The 16,677-nt window shown below is 44.6% G+C and carries 16 protein-coding genes and 1 pseudogene; 16 read left to right on the top strand and 1 reads right to left on the bottom strand.

The window, feature by feature from the left end; genetic code table 11:
• Window positions 1–191 precede the first annotated feature (191 nt).
• From NV379_RS24010 to NV379_RS23955, 12 genes are all read left to right on the top strand, one after another.
• Window positions 192–1,925, top strand: coding sequence for an alkaline phosphatase (locus NV379_RS24010; protein ID WP_258209881.1), 1,734 nt, complete (start codon window positions 192–194; stop codon window positions 1,923–1,925).
• An 82-nt stretch (window positions 1,926–2,007) separates the two neighbouring features.
• Complete coding sequence (locus tag NV379_RS24005; protein WP_258209880.1) at window positions 2,008–2,685, top strand: ABC transporter ATP-binding protein; 678 nt, start codon at window positions 2,008–2,010, stop codon at window positions 2,683–2,685.
• Window positions 2,682–3,929, top strand: a complete 1,248-nt coding sequence (locus NV379_RS24000; protein ID WP_258209879.1) for an ABC transporter permease — start codon at window positions 2,682–2,684, stop codon at window positions 3,927–3,929. The genes NV379_RS24005 and NV379_RS24000 overlap by 4 nt, the downstream gene beginning before the upstream one ends.
• A gap of 9 nt (window positions 3,930–3,938) precedes the next feature.
• Complete coding sequence (locus NV379_RS23995; RefSeq protein ID WP_258209878.1) at window positions 3,939–4,805, top strand: hypothetical protein; 867 nt, start codon at window positions 3,939–3,941, stop codon at window positions 4,803–4,805.
• A gap of 62 nt (window positions 4,806–4,867) precedes the next feature.
• Complete coding sequence (locus tag NV379_RS23990; protein ID WP_258209877.1) at window positions 4,868–5,077, top strand: hypothetical protein; 210 nt, start codon at window positions 4,868–4,870, stop codon at window positions 5,075–5,077.
• Between the two features lie 115 nt (window positions 5,078–5,192).
• Entirely contained in the window at window positions 5,193–5,906 is a 714-nt protein-coding gene (locus NV379_RS23985; RefSeq protein WP_258209876.1) for an ABC transporter ATP-binding protein, read from the top strand.
• Window positions 5,907–5,918: 12 nt separating this feature from the next.
• Window positions 5,919–7,130, top strand: a complete 1,212-nt coding sequence (locus tag NV379_RS23980; RefSeq protein WP_258209875.1) for an ABC transporter permease — start codon at window positions 5,919–5,921, stop codon at window positions 7,128–7,130.
• 92 nt (window positions 7,131–7,222) lie between these two features.
• Window positions 7,223–8,191 carry a 50S ribosomal protein L11 methyltransferase gene (gene prmA / locus NV379_RS23975; protein ID WP_258209874.1) on the top strand — a complete coding sequence of 323 codons (969 nt, stop codon included), beginning with the start codon at window positions 7,223–7,225 and terminating at the stop codon, window positions 8,189–8,191.
• A gap of 38 nt (window positions 8,192–8,229) precedes the next feature.
• A complete protein-coding gene (locus NV379_RS23970) occupies window positions 8,230–8,928 on the top strand; it encodes a site-2 protease family protein (RefSeq protein WP_258209873.1) in 699 nt (232 codons plus the stop codon).
• 229 nt (window positions 8,929–9,157) lie between these two features.
• Entirely contained in the window at window positions 9,158–9,910 is a 753-nt protein-coding gene (locus tag NV379_RS23965) for a 16S rRNA (uracil(1498)-N(3))-methyltransferase (protein WP_258209872.1), read from the top strand.
• Window positions 9,911–9,913: 3 nt separating this feature from the next.
• Window positions 9,914–11,251, top strand: coding sequence for a tRNA (N(6)-L-threonylcarbamoyladenosine(37)-C(2))-methylthiotransferase MtaB (gene mtaB / locus NV379_RS23960; RefSeq protein ID WP_258209871.1), 1,338 nt, complete (start codon window positions 9,914–9,916; stop codon window positions 11,249–11,251).
• Between the two features lie 288 nt (window positions 11,252–11,539).
• A complete protein-coding gene (locus tag NV379_RS23955) occupies window positions 11,540–11,968 on the top strand; it encodes an NUDIX hydrolase (RefSeq protein ID WP_258209870.1) in 429 nt (142 codons plus the stop codon).
• Window positions 11,969–11,998: 30 nt separating this feature from the next.
• Here NV379_RS23955 and NV379_RS23950 read toward each other — a convergent pair whose 3' ends face one another.
• A complete protein-coding gene (locus tag NV379_RS23950; RefSeq protein WP_258209869.1) occupies window positions 11,999–12,988 on the bottom strand; it encodes a Na/Pi cotransporter family protein in 990 nt (329 codons plus the stop codon).
• A gap of 121 nt (window positions 12,989–13,109) precedes the next feature.
• Here NV379_RS23950 and NV379_RS23945 point away from each other — a divergent pair, with 121 nt between their 5' ends.
• From NV379_RS23945 to NV379_RS23930, 4 genes and pseudogenes are all read left to right on the top strand, one after another.
• Window positions 13,110–14,477 (top strand): class I SAM-dependent rRNA methyltransferase, encoded by a 1,368-nt coding sequence (locus tag NV379_RS23945; RefSeq protein ID WP_258209868.1) that lies wholly within the window; start codon window positions 13,110–13,112, stop codon window positions 14,475–14,477.
• Between the two features lie 31 nt (window positions 14,478–14,508).
• Complete coding sequence (locus NV379_RS23940) at window positions 14,509–15,051, top strand: carbohydrate-binding protein (protein ID WP_373426164.1); 543 nt, start codon at window positions 14,509–14,511, stop codon at window positions 15,049–15,051.
• A 49-nt stretch (window positions 15,052–15,100) separates the two neighbouring features.
• Window positions 15,101–15,280, top strand: a pseudogene (locus tag NV379_RS26240) (ABC transporter); the annotation flags it as partial.
• Between the two features lie 113 nt (window positions 15,281–15,393).
• Window positions 15,394–15,960, top strand: coding sequence for a histidine phosphatase family protein (locus NV379_RS23930; RefSeq protein WP_258209867.1), 567 nt, complete (start codon window positions 15,394–15,396; stop codon window positions 15,958–15,960).
• The last annotated feature ends 717 nt before the right edge of the window (window positions 15,961–16,677 follow it).

The raw sequence follows: 16,677 nt of genomic DNA, 5'->3' as shown, positions 1-16,677 counted from the left end.
TAGGAACACTCCAATGGAGCGATTCGCAGATATTAACTGCGCATTTTCTCTTGCGGAGTGTTTTTTTGTTTTAACAAATTGATAACAATGGGTGGGATATTTTACAAAACGCAAACATGTTATTGACGCTCTCCAAATCTAAGCAAGCTATGATGGTAACAGTTAATCAAGATTGATGGAGGGGAACCATTTTGAAAAAAGGTTTGAAACAATTATTAGGCTCCGGCTTAGCGATTTCCTTGCTGTCCTTAAGCGTGAGTGCATCGGCACTTGCAGCAGCTCCAGCACCAACGAAAACACCTGAAGTACCAGCAGCACCATCCAAGAACTTGATCGTACTTATCGGCGACGGCATGGGGCCGGCTGAAGTAACGGCTGCGCGTTATTACTCCAAGAAATTTTTGAATAAAGACCGTTTGGAACTTGATGGCGGCTATTATGTGGGTAAAGCAACTACATATTCACAAGCTGGCCCTTATACAAGCGAATCAGGTGCGGTAACAGATTCTGCGGCTGCAGCAACTGCATTCTCCACAGGTAACAAGACTTATAACAATGCGATTAGTGTATCGAACGGTGATGTGGCAAAGCCATTCGGATCTGTCATCGAAGCGGCGATGAAACAAGGTAAAGGAACAGGTCTTGTAACAACTGACAACATTACAGGCGCTACACCGGCAGTATGGGCTTCTCATGTACGTCAGCGCGGTAATCAGAATGCAATTGCTTCCCAATACTTGAATAGTGGTGTGAACGTGTTCTTCGGCGGTGGTAAAGTAAACTTTACGACAAAAGAAGAGAAGGGTAAGCGTACAGACAAGAACATTATTGGTGATTTTGAAGCAAAAGGTTACAAAACCGCATTTGACAAAAAGGGCTTAGATGCGATTCCAGCTAATACGGATAAGGCACTTGGACTGTTTGCAGGTGCAGAAATTCCTTACGTTCTCGATCGTGATGACAAGACGCCAACTTTGCCGCAAATGACGCAAAAAGCGATTGACCTTCTTTCCCAGAATAAGAATGGTTTCGTGTTGATGGTTGAAGCAGCTCGTATTGACCATGCGGGACATGCGAATGATCTACCATCGAACATTCAAGAGTTGTTAGAGATGGATGCAACATTCAAGACAATTATTGATTTTGCAAAAAAAGATGGCAACACTTCCGTAGTTGTATCCGCTGACCATGAAACAGGTGGTTTGTCGCTTGCTAGAGATAACGTGTATGAACTGAATGTAGATTTATTTAATAAACAAAAACGCTCTTATGAATTTATTGAAGGTCAACTTAAAAAAGCAGAAACAGCAGATGATATTCGTAGAATTGTAGCAGACAATATTGGATTCACAGATTTAACAGATGAAGAAATCGCTCTTATCCTTAAAGGTGATGGCTCTAGCTATGGTCGCGCAGGCGGTTATAATGCGGTTGTCTCGAAGCGTCTTGCAGTTGGCTGGACAGGACATGGACATACAGGTGTAGATGTAGGGGTATGGGCATATGGTCCAATCGCTTCTCTTGTTAAAGGGGATGTAGATAACACAGATATCGCGAAGAATGGTGCGAAAGTAATCGGTGTCGATCTAGCGGCTGCTACGAAAGATTTGCAAGATAAATACTTATATCCTTTATTCAAAGTAACACGTGACAACAAGACACTATTTACGGCCAAATCACTTGCAGAAGCGTTTGACATCACAGTTGCTTGGGATGAGAAAACAAGATCCGTTTCTTTCACAAAAGGCAGCAATAAACTTGTAGTCTTAGTTGATAGCGGTGCAGTTACAGTAAATGGCGCAGCAAGTCAGCTTGTAGGCAGTGATGATAATGGCAAGTTGTATTTACCACTTGAAGCATTCAATCAATTGACAGGTCTTAAATTGACTTGGGATGCATCCAATGAGCGTATTGTGAAAAACTAAGCAGTTTTTTTGGAAAAAGCGGACAGGGATGATGTGCCCCTGTCCCCTTTTTTGTATAAGGCGAATGTGGGGGGAGTTTCTAATGATTGAATTACGCGAAGTTCGTAAATCGTTTGTCGTAAATGGAAAGCCATTGCCGATATTGAATGTAGCCGAGTGGAGCATCCCACACAGGGAACGAATCGCGCTGATCGGACCAAGTGGCAGTGGTAAGAGCACATTGCTTCACTTACTTAGCGGTGTGATGGTACCGGACTCGGGTGAAGTCTGGGTTCAGAAGCAGCCGCTGCATCAATATTCGGAAGTGAAACGGGATCGATATCGAGCCAATCAGGTCGGATACATATTTCAAGATTTTCATTTGATGTCTGCCCTTACAGCTAAACAGAATGTCGAACTCGTAATTCCAGCAGATTGGTCGAAGAAGCAAAGTAAGGAACAATTGGATTACTGGTTTGAACGTGTTGGCATGCAGGATCGCGAGCATCATCTTCCATCGCAATTATCTCGTGGACAGCAGCAGCGGGTCGCAATCATTCGAGCACTAATTACGAAGCCACCCTTGATATTAGCGGATGAACCGACAGGAAGTCTGGATTGGGAGACAGCGCGCGACATCATGTCATTATTATTGGATTTATGTGAACAAGAGGGGTTGACACTTCTTACGGTTACCCATGACTTGCACCTTGCTCAGATGTACCCGAAGCAAGTTCATATCGGGCAATTAAATGAACTGGCAAGGAGAGAAGTGATATGAAATTAATTGGATTGCTATGGCGGAACATGCTTCATCGAAAAATGCTGTCTCTCCTCACGATTGGTTCCGTGACCGTAACCGTGGCGCTCGTTGTGATCCTACTGCTATGCAGTCAAGGCGTAGAGCAAGGGGCAGAGAAGGGTTATGGACCTTATGAAGTGACAATAGGTGCGAAAGGAAGTGCTTCTCAGCTCGCACTGAACACGTATTACCATGTTGGCGCACCAACAGGCAATATTCCTTATTCGCTTGTAGATGAAGTTCGCCAAGATGCACAAGTTGAAAGTGCATATGCGATGACAACAGGAGATAACTATAATGGGTTTCCGATTGTGGGAATGGAGCCAGGTTATTTCGTCACGAGATATGGTGCAGAAAAACAGATGGCTACGGGGAAGTTATATGGAAAGTTAGGTGAAGTCATTGTTGGTTCCTATGTGGCAAGTACGCTTGGGCTTCATGTGGGAGATCAATTTCATGGTGCGCATGGACTCGTGAAAGGCGAAGCAGATGAGGATGACGATCATGATGAACATGCAAATGCTGCTTCGACCGAAAGTGCGGGGACTGAGGTGCATGACCATCATAGCTTTACATACACGGTTGTGGGAATATTGCCATCGCTTCGCACCTCAGATGATCGGGCGATTTATACTACACTGGATTACGCATGGGCGGTACATGCGGGTCAGCAGCAAGGACATAAAGATGTAACAGCAATCGTCGTAAAGCCTAAATCGTTATTAGGCGCACAGACGATTAAGACGAAGTATAACCAAGTGAGTAATGTACAAGCGATCTATACGAGTAAAGCAGTCGCAGATATCGTCAATGTAGTGGACAAAGGAACACAGGCGCTCAGTATTGTGACGGTGATCTGTATTGTGCTGGCTGCGGGCTCTATTCTATTATCGTTAATTGCGGCCGTTCACGAGCGGAAGAAGGATGTCGGCTTATTGCGCTTAATCGGCAAATCGAAGCGATTCATATGGGCAACATTGATTGGTGAAGGTGTGTTGTTAACGGGATTTGGTCTGATGTTGGGACTGTTGATCGGTCACATTGGAGGATATTTAGGCCGAGATCTCGTGTTTGAATTTGCGGGACTGCAATTGGAAGCATGGCAGTTTATGCCGGGGGAGTGGCTGCTTATCGTAGGAGCTCTTCTGATAGGTTTACTGGCGTCAATTGGTCCAGCATGGCAAGCGTATCGTGTTGATCCCCTGCAATTATTCCGAACTTGAGGTGATGATATGAACAAAGTAAGATTTCAATTGGTATCCTATATAGGCTTATCAATTATGCTGTTATCCGGTTGTGGTCAAAAGAATGAAGTGACAGCGACTCAGGGGCAATCATTTGGCAGTTCACTTGCTGCCGCGTCTACGGTCACATCGACTCAGACTCCCGCACCGGGATCAAGCGCAGTTCCCACTCCTAGTTCTAGCGTTGACTCAAGCTCTACATCGCATTCTGATTCAAGTCCAAGTCCCGACCCAAAGTCGAGTACGAGTTTACCTATTATCCCGGGTACTGACTCGACTGGAACGAATTCAAATGAAACGAATAAGGCGACCAAGGAGATGAATGCTGCGCAACAAACAGGAGGAGCGTCTTCAACCTCAACGCAAATACCGGCGAAGAACGAACCAACTAAAGCGGTTTCTACACCTTCTCCAGAACCTTCTGCTACAAAGTTGAGCACGGAATCTGCTAAGCCCGGTTCGAGTGCCAAGTCCAATTCCTCAAGTGCTTCGAACGTGATTAATTGGGAGCAGTTCTTTGATAATGATAAGCAGGATACGCCATCTGAAAGTTTCTGGGATATGAGCGGCAAGACGGTTCAGATTAAAGGGTTTATGGGCGAAGTGCTGTCCTTTGATAAGCACTGGTTCCTGCTTATTCCGAAGCCGGGAGCAGAGTGTCCGTTCGATAACGGGGATGAGACGTACTGGAACAAAATTATGATCGTGTTCGTTCCAGATAACGTTAAGCTCCGCTATACATCAGGTCCGTTAATGATTACTGGCAAGCTGGATGTTGGCATTAAGTTAGATGAGTCTGGTTATAAGACGATGTTCCGACTCTATGATGCTTCTTTTGAAAAGATTAAAGAATAATAATCGCGGATGTCGCGAACAATATAACGGTTAAATGATCTGAATAAAGGAGGGGAATGAACATGCCAGGAATGAACAAGAATGGTGTAGATGCAGGCGTAGCTGGAGCTGGAGCAACTGCTGGTGCAGGTCAAGTGGCAGGCGCAGCGCGTGCTCGTCAAGCAACTGCTGGTCAGAACGAAGATGTTGAGTTTGCAGCAGACCAAGCAGATGCAGCTGATGTAGCTGCAGCAGCTCGTGCAGCAGCAGCTGATGATCGTCAAGACGCTTAATATTCGCTTTTACTGAATCTAAAAGCTGTGTAGAATCGTACTTACTTAAGAGTAGGTACGATTTTTTATGTTTATATGTAATAATAGGGTGATGTTTGTGAGGGGGGAGATCGGAATGTTAGTTAAGGGAGAACACGCACTGCAAGTCCATATTGAGCAGGCAGGGTACAGCAAAGAGCAAACAACGATTCACGACATTCAATTCGCACTAGAACGTGGGCAATTACTAGGCATCATTGGTCCTAACGGTGCTGGGAAAAGTACGACAATCAAGAGTATCCTTGGTTTACTAGCTAGCTTTAAGGGTGAAATTTCTTTCGCCGACAAAAAAGCGAATTTTGCATATATTCCAGAGCATCCTGTCATTTATGATGGACTTACGATGTGGGAGCACTTGGTGCTTGCTGCTTCTGTTTATGAAATGCCTCAAGATACGTTTGAAACACGAGCGGAGCAGTTATTAACTCGTTTTAAGTTAACAGAATCAAAGCATGAACTTCCGGCTAACTTCTCTAAAGGGATGCAGCAGAAGTTAATGCTCATTATCGGGTTTCTGAATCAACCAGATGTGTATATTGTGGATGAGCCTTTTATCGGCTTGGATCCACATGCGACCAAAGATTTATTAAATTTGCTCAATGAGGAAAAGGAACGCGGGGCATCGATCCTCATGTCCACCCACGTACTAGATACGGCTGAGCGGATTTGCGATGGTTTTGTGTTGATCGCAGGCGGAACGCTCGTTGCAAATGGAACGCTTGATGACATCAGGACGCAGTGTGGGATGCCTGAGGCAACTTTATTCGATTGCTTTCACGAGCTGGTATAGGGGGAGCAGACGATGAATGTTAAACAACTATTCCTCCATCGGATTCGTTATAATGCCAGCTTTCAACGGCGAGTTATTTCCCTGGTAATAGATTGGATTATCGCTCTTTATTTTGTCGTTCCAGCTGTATTAATTGGGGGCTATCAATATTTCGTATTGTGGAAGCAGCCACCAGCTTGGTTCGCTTTTCTACCGATCGTATTCGTGTTTTTTATTATGAAGTTACTTGGAAGTGTCGGTAACAATCGCTACTTCATCGAGGGAGCGGATCAATTATTCATTTTACAAAGGGATCAGTGGTATAAGAAAATTATACAGTACGGATTCTTGTTCTCATTAGGTAAACGTCTGATTATGATGTGTTTAATTGTATTCCTGTTTGCACCTTGGTTATATGCGCAGCTTGGATTTGGTGGGTTACAATTGGCAAGCTTAGTGATAGGTGGAACGTTGTTCATTTTTATTGAGAAAATAATACTGGAGCGCATTTCTTATACATACAGGGGTTGGAAATATTATTTCATCCGGATTCCGTTTGTTCTGATGGGGATTGCTCTGTTTATTGGATTCGGCTATGTCGTAACGTATTTGCCTTGGCTTGGACTTGGAATGACTTTGGTGATGTTAGTGTTACTTCCATCAGTTCGCGCATGGAGAGTGTCGTGGAAAGGTACTTTTTTCGAACAGGTAGATAGAGAAGTAGAGATGAAGACTCGCTTGTTATCGCTGATGATGAAGCAAGTAGACGACAAAAAGAAGCCGACGAGGCGTAAACGTCCAATTTTATTTCGTCAGTCTAATCGTCTATTCCGTAAATACACACCAGTTAAAGGTGTAGCTGAAAGTTTAATTAAAGTATTCACTCGTGATAGTGGACAAGTGGGTCTTTACTTGCGGCTTGCAATACCGATTAGTGCGGCGATGCTGGTTGTCCCTCTTTTTGCAAAATGGATATTGTGGGGGGCTGCAATTTTTGTCCTCAAAATTTGGATGCGATCCTGGGCGAAAAATGCACTTCAAGCAGACTTTCTTCAATTATTCTCGCTATCTGATCGCTTTCGGCATGATGTAGTGCTCACAACCTCCTATTGGCTGGCGCTTCCGGGACTGCTTGTTATAAGTGCACTTGGAGGCATTTCCGCTTTTGGATGGATGGGTCTTGTTGGTGGAGTGGCAGCTACGGGGGTCATTCACTACACACTTAATCGATGGATGTACTTTTAATGCAGACAGATGAGGCTTACGTTTTACCCATAAGGGTTTATATAGTACAATAAGCAGGATAACTGATACATGAAATCGGAGGCAATATAGCGATGCGTTGGCATGAACTTACAGTAAATACGACAGAAGAAGCAATTGAGATGATTACGAACTTTATACATGAACTAGGAGCTGGCGGGGTATCGATCGAAGAGTCCGGTACGCTAAACAAAGAACGTGATACATCTTATGGCCAGTTGTACGATAAACCGTTCAATGATATTCCTGAAGGACGTGCTGTTATTAAGGGATATTTTGCAACAGATTTCAAGATGGATGAAATACTCGGGACGCTCACAGAGCGTGTGGATGAGCTTGCGGATTTCGATATCGACACAGGTGCGCCTACGTATGAAGTGCGTGAAGTGGATGATGAGGATTGGGCAGATTCTTGGAAGCAGTATTTTAAACCAATTAAGATTACGGATCGTATGACAATTAAACCGACTTGGGAGCAATATGAAGCGTCTCCTGGTGAAATTATTCTAGAGCTTGATCCGGGTATGGCGTTCGGAACAGGTACGCATGCAACGACTTCCCTTTGCTTAAAAGCATTAGAACAAGTGCTCAAAGGCGGCGAAGATGTAATCGACGTAGGTACAGGTTCGGGTGTGCTATCTATTGCAGCAGTGAAGCTTGGTGCACGTCAAGTCCTCGCAGTAGACCTTGACCCTGTAGCAGTCACGATTGCAGGTGAGAATACAGCTCAGAATCAGCTAGAAGCGCAAATTACAACGAAAGTTAGTGACTTGCTTGGTGTATTGAAAGAAAATGAAGCGGGTGCTGAGCTTAATGTGAAGTTGCCTGTACAAGTGGTTGTAGCAAACATCCTTGCAGAGATTATTCTGCTGTTCACACATGATGTATACCAAGTCCTGGAACAAGGTGGACGTTACATTACGTCAGGTATTATTATTTCTAAAGAGCAGCAAGTTGTGGACGGTTTAGTTGCAGCTGGCTTTGAAATTGAAGATAAGATGGTTGATGGAGATTGGGTTGCAATAATTGCAATTAAACGCTAAGTAACATGTAAGATGAAATTGATTCAGGTGGTGAAGGTTTGAGTAGTTTTTTGGCTTTTCCAATTGAACGAATACCCTTTGTGCTCTTGGTGCTGATGATTTCCTTCAGTATTCATGAATTTGCACATGCGTATACAGCAACGAAATTTGGTGATCCGACTCCGAGGAGTATGGGGCGTGTGACACTGAATCCACGTTCACACCTTGATGTGTTTGGAACGATCCTCTTCGTGATATTTGGAATTGGTTGGGCGAAGCCTGTCCTCATTAATCCATCGAAATTTAAACGTCGGCGCTTGATGTCGATTATCGTGTCTGTCGCAGGACCGGTATCGAACTTAATACTTTCATTCGTGACGCTTGCAGTCCTGTTTATGATGGTCAAGTGGGGCTGGATCTCAGGTTGGTCAACAGGCGCTCAGGAAGCGATGTTAGTATTTATTGGATATATGGTAAAACTGAATTTATTCCTGTTTATTTTCAATTTGATTCCAATTCCGCCGCTTGATGGCTATCGGATCTTATCTGATGCATTACCGCTTCGTATTTCCATGAAGCTTCGTCCTTATGAGCAGTGGATGTTCTTCATTATTTTGCTGGCTGTATTCATTCCACCACTTTATAATGTGACGTTGGGACCTATATTTAGTTTACAGTGGGATATATTAGATGTGTTCTATTCCGTATTAGAGCCGATGTTCAACATCCAAATTCCGAAAGCGTTATTCGGTCTATAGGGGTGTGTTCAAAAAAGGTTAACGAAGAGGAATGAGGGTGTTGGAGGAGCGTAAGCGTTCGCCTTTGAAATCGTGAGATTACCATGAAAATCAATTCAGAATTCACGATTGAGACTCACAGGCTTTCCTTGGAAAGCCACTACGTAAGCATTAAAACACTTTCATTCTTCGCAGTGACCCAACATTTTGAGCACACTTTATTAAGTAAAGTAAAGGTAGAGGTCAAAAGATGCAGCGTTATTTTATACCTAATGAACAATTTCACGATCAAACGGTCACGATAACAGGTGATGATGCTCATCATCTGGTACGAGTCATGCGTGCAGAAGTTGGCGATGAGTGTATTTGCTCGAATGGCGAGGATCGTGAAGCGAAAGTTCGAATCGTAGAAATTGAAAAAGGCAGCGTTACTGCTGAAATTGTAGAGGTGCTTCCTTTAACAGCTGAAGCAAGTGCGCAGGTCTGGATTGCACAAAGCTTGCCGAAAGGCGATAAGATGGAACTTGTCATTCAGAAAGGGACAGAGATCGGCGCAGCCGGATTTATTCCGTTCGTCTCCGATCGTACTGTTGTACAGTATGATGCCAAGAAAGAAGCGAAGCGCAGTGAGCGTTGGAATAAGATTGCGAAGGAAGCGGCTGAACAAGCCCATCGCAATCGAGTGCCACGTGTAGAATCGGTGTTAAGCTGGAAAAACCTCATGCAGAGCATGAAAGATTATGATGCTGCATGGATTTGCTATGAGAAGGAAGGCGGACTGTCTTTTAGAGAGCTCGTCAAGAATAGTCTTAAAGCAACGGATAAGCCTAAATTGCTTCTTGTGATCGGGCCTGAGGGCGGCTTTACAGAAGCAGAGGTTGCAGATGCTGAGCAGCATGGCTGCATGTCGGTATCACTTGGTAAGCGTATTTTACGAACAGAGACTGCCGCAATGGTCGGCTTAACATGTATTTTATATGAATCTGGAGAAATGGGGGTTTGATGAATGTCGACAGTAGGATTTCACACACTCGGATGTAAAGTGAATTTTTACGATACAGAAGCCATTTGGCAAATGTTTAAGCACGAAGGTTATGAACAAGTCGATTTTGAACAAACAGCGGATGTGTATGTGATCAATACATGTACCGTAACGAATACAGGGGATAAGAAGAGTCGTCAGATGATTCGCCGTGCAATTCGCCGTAATCCAGATGCGATCATTGCTGTAACAGGCTGCTATGCGCAGACTTCTCCTGCAGAAATCTTGGCGATTCCAGGTGTTGACCTTGTTATTGGTACACAAGATCGTGATAAGATCATGACGTATGTGAATGAAATTAAATCCAAGCGTGAGCCGATTAATGCGGTTCGCAACATCATGAAGACGCGTCAATTCGAAGAATTAGACGTTCCAGATTTCGCAGATCGTACGCGTGCATTCCTCAAAATTCAAGAGGGTTGTAACAACTTCTGTACGTTCTGCATCATTCCTTGGTCCCGTGGACTTATGCGCTCTCGCGAGCCAGAAAGTGTAATTAAACAAGCGCGTATGCTCGTTGCTGCCGGTTACCAAGAGATCGTACTTACGGGTATTCATACAGGTGGATACGGTGAGGACATCGAGGGTTATTCCTTGGCGAAATTACTGCGTGATCTCGATAAAGTAGAGGGACTTAAGCGTATTCGTATCTCTTCTATTGAAGCAAGTCAAATTACGGATGAAGTACTTGAAGTACTCGCTAGTTCGGATAAAATGTGCCGTCATCTTCATGTGCCGCTTCAAGCAGGCAATGACACGGTTCTTGGTCGTATGCGTCGTAAATATACAACCGAAGAGTTCGGTAACAAGATCAAAGCGATTCATAAAGCAATGCCAGATGTGGCGATTACAACGGATATTATCGTAGGTTTCCCTGGTGAAACAGACGAGATGTTCCGTGAGGGCTTCGAGTTCATGAAGGAAATGCGTTTCTCCGAAATGCACGTCTTCCCTTACTCCCAGCGTACAGGTACGCCTGCTGCACGTATGACAGATCAGATTGATGAAGAAGTGAAGAATGAACGTGTTCATCAGCTTATCGATTTATCGGAGCAAATGCAGCTTGCATACGCAGAGAAGTTCGTTGGTGAGACGCTTGAAGTTATTCCAGAGCGCGCACACAAAGGCGATGAAGCTGGTCTTGTGATGGGTTACACCGATAACTACATCCAGCTCGTATTCCCTGGCAGTGAAGATCTGATCGGTCATGTATGCCAAGTGAAGCTAACAGTTGCTGGTGTGAACGAATGTAAAGGTGAACTAGTTAGCGTTGCAAAGCTTGCAAAAGCAGCAAGTAACTAGTCATTAATTCCTGATATTAAAAAGGATTTCACATCGCCATCTGGCAGTGTGAAATCCTTTCTTGTTGGTGAAGTGAACATTGTTTTTATAAACAAGAGCATGTTCAAAAAGTTAAACGAAAGAGAAAAAAGCAACTGCAGGAGCGTAGCGTTCGCCTTTGAAATCGTGAAAATACAATAAAATAAATTCAGAATTCACGATTGAGACAGCGACCGGAAGTGCTTATTTCTCTGCAGTGACCCAACTTTTTGAACATGCTCTCCTATCCTATAACTAGAGGTGAACGTAATGCTTGAAATTTCAGCAGGCGGTGTCGTGTACCGCAAGGTGAATGGTGAATTACAAATCCAGATGATTAAAGACCGCTTCGGCAAGATGACATTGGCCAAGGGGAAAATGGAGCCAGGCGAGACGATCGAACAAACAGCGATTCGTGAGATTTGGGAAGAAACAGGGATCACAAGCGAAATTCGCGATTTCTTAGAAATGATCAAGTACCAGTTTTCACACCATGAAAAAGGTGACGTGGACAAAGAAGTTCATTATTACCTACTAGAGGCGATCAGCGGCGATACGAAAGCGCAGATTGAAGAGATTGGTGAAGTGCACTGGCTTGCACCGATGGATGCATGGCGTGAACAACTTGGTGCAGGATACGATAATAACGATTCCGTATTGCGTCTTGGCTTAGAGAAGCTTGGAATTGTAGTCGAATAGGAAACTTGACGTTAACCGTTGACTGAAACTCTAGAGTTTGGATGGTTTTCGCCATTTGACATAACAGAGCGGCAGCGCTATGAGCGAACAGAGCACATTGAAGATTGTCTGGGCTCTTGCAATCTGCACAGCGGGCTCGTGAGAGAAAGTTGCAGCAGCTTGCGCTAATTCGGATACAAATGGGAAAAATAGTAACGCACCGACGAGGTTCAGACCAATATGCGTCCACGCGACAAAAGTGCTCGCACGTGTACCGCCGATGGATGCCATCCAAGCAGTGACACAGGTACCGATGTTCGCACCAAGCGTAACGGCAATACCAAGTTCGGGCGATAAGCTGTGTGCGGCAGCAAGGCTCATCGCTATGGCGATCACAGCGGCTGACGAGTGTACGAGTGCAGTTACACATGCGCCCGCTAATAGCGCCCAACCAAGGGATTCAGAGGCATGTTCGATGAACCACGTGAACAGTCCATGAGCTTGCAAGGCAGGTCCGATGCTTTGCATGATCTGAATACCGAGTAGAACAAGGGCGAAGCCCGCTATTGCCCCAGAAGCGCAGCGTACAGGGTGCAACCATTTTATTTTTACAGTGGGATCGGTAGATTCTTGATCTGTGGAATTTGCATTCATGGAATGCATCAGCCATGTCGCGAGCCATATGCTTGCCGAGACGATCAGCAGTGGAAGTCCGATCTTGCCTAAGCTTGCGCCAATGAGTTCGGTCGTCAGACATGCACCAATATTCGTACCGAGGATGATCCCAACGGTCTGGGAGAAGCGCAGAATACGGGCATTGACAAGTCCAATGACAATAACCGTAATGGCAGATGAACTCTGGAGCAGAGCTGTGAGCACTGTACCTGTAAACATGCCGCGCAGCGGTGTACGGGTAAGTGTTGTCAGCCATCTCTCTAGCGAGGGGCCAGCCCAGTTGTGCAAAGCCCACTCCATCGTCTTCATACCGAATAGAAACATCGCCATACCGGCGAATAAAGGAACTAGGATAGAATGAATCACTTAAAAACCTCCAAGTAACGGTCTTGTCCTAACAATATATGAGACAATCTGGTGGGTCATGACCAACCTTTTTTGTAAATGAAATATACGTAATTGAAATCGAATTGAAGGAGGCTACATTATGACAGCAGTAGTGCTACATAAAAAGAGAAAGCCGCGTATTGAAGGCGCACATCCTTGGGTGTTCGCATCGGAAATTGAGCGTGTAGAAGGGGAGCCACTACCCGGGTCAATCGTTGCGATTCGCAACCATGTAGGCATGTTTCTAGCGGCTGGTTATTACAATCCAAAGTCACAAATCACGGTTCGTGTGATGGCATATGAAGAGCTTGAAGATACAAGCGTGGAATTTTTCGTGGAGCGTTTTGAGCGTTGCAAGGAACACCGTGAGCGCTTTGTACCTGGTGCAGATGCGTGTCGTCTCGTTTACGGAGAATCTGACTTCTTACCGGGCTTGATCGTGGATCGCTTTGGCGATGTGTTAGTAGTCCAAATCTTAACACTAGGTATGGACGTTCGACGCGATCAGATCGTACAAGCTTTAGTTGAAGTGTTCCAGCCTAAAGGCATCTATGAACGCAGTGATGTGAGCATCCGTCGTCTGGAAGGTCTTGAGGAAGTGAAGGGTCTACTTTATGGAGAGTGCCCGCGTCATGTTCAAGTGACAGAGAACGACCTTATTATCGAAGTTGATATTGAAGAAGGTCAGAAGACAGGTTATTTCTTCGATCAACGTGAGAATCGCGCAGCGATCGCACCACTAATGACAGGCTGGGGTAAGCAGAGCGGCATTGAAGTGAAAGAAGTGGAACAAGATGGTGAGCTCACGATGCTTCCAGTAAATCCGAATGGCAAAGTCGTGACGTTCCCACTATGGGATGGAGCAACAGTTCTGGAGTGCTTCTCACATACGGGTTCCTTTACACTGAATGCTTGTCAGACAGGTGCGAAGAAAGTGACTTGCCTCGATATTTCCGAGCATGCAATTGAGAGTGCGCGTCGTAATGTGGCTTTGAATGGTTTTGAGGATCGTGTGGAGTTCGTGGTTGCAGATGCTTTCGACTATCTGCGTGAGCACTCTAAGGGGCTGGAGCAGCGTAAACAATGGTCACAAGCAGCAGATAGTAAGGTCGACACTTCCAAGCCACTTGCTAAAGGTGGACGTACATGGGACGTAGTCATCCTTGATCCGCCAGCATTTGCGAAGACCAAAGGTGCGGTAGAAGGTGCTTGCAGAGGCTACAAAGACATTAACTTGCACGGTATGAAGCTAGTAAATGAAGGTGGTTACTTAGTTACAGCAAGCTGCTCCTATCACATGAAACCAGAATTGTTCTTAGAGACGATTCATAAAGCGGCTGCTGATGCTCGTAAAGTGCTACGTTTAGTCGAGTTTCGTGCAGCAGGCAAGGATCACCCGAGAATTCTGGGTGTTGATGAAGGCAACTATTTGAAGTTCGCGATATTCGAGGTACGCAGCAGAGGTTAAGCCAAGCCTTACACCTGCTCAAGTCGAAAGCATACTTAAATCTACAGCACAACCTGCTGGAAGCACATATGAATATGGATCTGGTATTGTTGATGCTTATGCTGCTGTACAGGCGGCAAACGGAGGTGGAGGTGCTGATACGCAAGCACCGAGCGTACTTAGCAATTTAACTTCCACAGGCAAAACAAACACAAGCGTATCGCTTAGCTGGAGTGCTTCGACGGACAATGTAGGCGTCACAGGATATGAAGTATACCAAGGCAATTCCTTAGTCGTGACGGTTACGTCGACGTCGGCAACTGTCTCTGGCTTGACTCCGAATACAGCGTATACGTTCACAGTAAAAGCGAAAGACGCTGCAGGAAATCGTTCCGCAGCAAGTAATGATGTAAGCGTAACGACGAATAACGATACGACGACACCGAATCCGAACACGCCATGGGCTCCGGGCGTAGCATATAAGGTCGGAGATCTTGTGTCTTATGGTGGATCAACGTATCAGTGCCTTCAAGCACATACTTCGCTAACAGGCTGGGAACCAGCAAATGTCCCAGCATTATGGTTGAAGAAATAGGTTTGTACGATTGTAAGAGGTAATAAGCCCTAAAGAAAGCGCCTTTGCAGCGGCTGTTGATGGTAAATCCTCTGCGAAGGCGATTATCGAGACGGACCTTGTTAAGAAAACAAATGCTTTCAAAGACGGTCATATCCTATATCTAGATGCTGACTTCTGGTACCTATCAGGCGGCGGATTGATCTCTGTTCCTGCAATGATCAAAGAAATTGAAGCAGGTATGAAATAAGAATTTTAACGTGCAATGCATGAATGAAATCCCTGACGAGTAGATCGTTGGGGATTTTTTTATGAGAAGAAATGTGATTAAATGAAGTAATGATTTTATCCTGGAGGGCAAATATGAGAACGTACATCTACATGATTAGACATGGTGAATCACCGAAGGTTGGGGATGAGCGCGTAAGAGAACTTACGGAGCGAGGAATGGAAGATTCGGCACGAATAACGGAGCTGCTAGTATCGGAGGGAATCGATGTATTCGTATCCAGCCCCTACAAACGGGCAATCCTGACTATTGAAGAGTTAGCTAAGCATTCTAGTAAAGAAGTGATTGGTATAGAAGATTTGAAGGAAAGAGTATTTTTCGCAGAAAATTTCCGATTGCCAGATTCAGAGCTCATGCCCATAGTGGAGAGATCCTTTGCCGAACCTGACTATGCACTTGAAGGCGCTGAGTCGAATGCAACGTGCCAGAAGCGGGCAGTAGCAGAGTTGCAACAATTGTTGACACAATATCAAGGGAAGAAAGTCGCAATTGGCACACACGGGGCTGTAATGACCTTAATGATGAATTATTATGATGATCGGTACGACTTGAACTTCCTACTACATACCACGAAGCCAGATGTATACCGAATGGAGTTTGTAGGTCAAGAGCTAGTTGACGTTATGAGAATGTGGAGCTGATTTACCCCCGAACAAACTCATCATGAGAGTGAAACCGCAAACGAATGAAAAGACATGAAGTGAGTTTAATTGATATAACCATAATGGAATCGGGATTGTATATGTAGTTGATGTGGCTGTGAGTCTAGCGATTGTGTAGGCTAATGGGGAGTAGAAAGTGAGTAGGAAGCAAGGTAGACATACACCTAACAATAGAGGAACATTGAGTTGCCATGTCCATTTTCTAATAAAAAGGAATGAAAGATATATGCCGAGTAAACAGGGTACAGTTGCATAATACCAATATGAACCTTCTTTGCTGTAAATGGTATTGGCAATTCGATCGATCTCTTTCTCAAAGTAGGTATTGGCAATAAGTAAAGCCAATAATCCGAAGGTCCATAGGATTTTATACATAAATGCGTATGGCTGAGACTCCATTGCTATAACCTTCTAATCGGGTTGCTGATTTCCTCTTATCTTATATCCAATAATTTACAATGTATATAAAAAACAATTAAAACATTGAGATTAATTGGAAATAGGATTAAAATAGCAGTACAGTTTACTCAAGGAGTTGGTAACAATGGCAATTCGCGATTGCCGGATTGGCACAAGTTCATGCAAAGCCTGATTTAGCGGCGATACTTTGCATGGGCGAGATGGATATATGATATATATCGCCTACAATAGCATACGTTCGTTTCTAAATAGATGGGCTTTGCAACTTAAGTGGAG

This window comes from Paenibacillus radicibacter, assembly GCF_024721995.1.
GTDB classification, from domain to species: Bacteria; Bacillota; Bacilli; order Paenibacillales; family NBRC-103111; genus Paenibacillus_AM; species Paenibacillus_AM radicibacter.
Note: the sequence above shows the minus strand (reverse complement) of the source record. Positions and strands in the feature narration are given on the sequence as shown.

What these genes read in the sequence shown, in the direction of transcription:
- mtaB (WP_258209871.1), top strand. Translation starts at nt 9,914, where the DNA reads ATGTCGACAGTAGGATTTCACACACTCGGATGTAAAGTGAATTTTTAC.
- NV379_RS23980 (WP_258209875.1), top strand. Translation starts at nt 5,919, where the DNA reads ATGAATGTTAAACAACTATTCCTCCATCGGATTCGTTATAATGCCAGC.
- NV379_RS23965 (WP_258209872.1), top strand. Translation starts at nt 9,158, where the DNA reads ATGCAGCGTTATTTTATACCTAATGAACAATTTCACGATCAAACGGTC.
- NV379_RS23945 (WP_258209868.1), top strand. Translation starts at nt 13,110, where the DNA reads ATGACAGCAGTAGTGCTACATAAAAAGAGAAAGCCGCGTATTGAAGGC.
- prmA (WP_258209874.1), top strand. Translation starts at nt 7,223, where the DNA reads ATGCGTTGGCATGAACTTACAGTAAATACGACAGAAGAAGCAATTGAG.
- NV379_RS23930 (WP_258209867.1), top strand. Translation starts at nt 15,394, where the DNA reads ATGAGAACGTACATCTACATGATTAGACATGGTGAATCACCGAAGGTT.
- NV379_RS23955 (WP_258209870.1), top strand. Translation starts at nt 11,540, where the DNA reads ATGCTTGAAATTTCAGCAGGCGGTGTCGTGTACCGCAAGGTGAATGGT.
- NV379_RS23995 (WP_258209878.1), top strand. Translation starts at nt 3,939, where the DNA reads ATGAACAAAGTAAGATTTCAATTGGTATCCTATATAGGCTTATCAATT.
- NV379_RS23990 (WP_258209877.1), top strand. Translation starts at nt 4,868, where the DNA reads ATGCCAGGAATGAACAAGAATGGTGTAGATGCAGGCGTAGCTGGAGCT.
- NV379_RS24000 (WP_258209879.1), top strand. Translation starts at nt 2,682, where the DNA reads ATGAAATTAATTGGATTGCTATGGCGGAACATGCTTCATCGAAAAATG.
- NV379_RS24005 (WP_258209880.1), top strand. Translation starts at nt 2,008, where the DNA reads ATGATTGAATTACGCGAAGTTCGTAAATCGTTTGTCGTAAATGGAAAG.
- NV379_RS23985 (WP_258209876.1), top strand. Translation starts at nt 5,193, where the DNA reads ATGTTAGTTAAGGGAGAACACGCACTGCAAGTCCATATTGAGCAGGCA.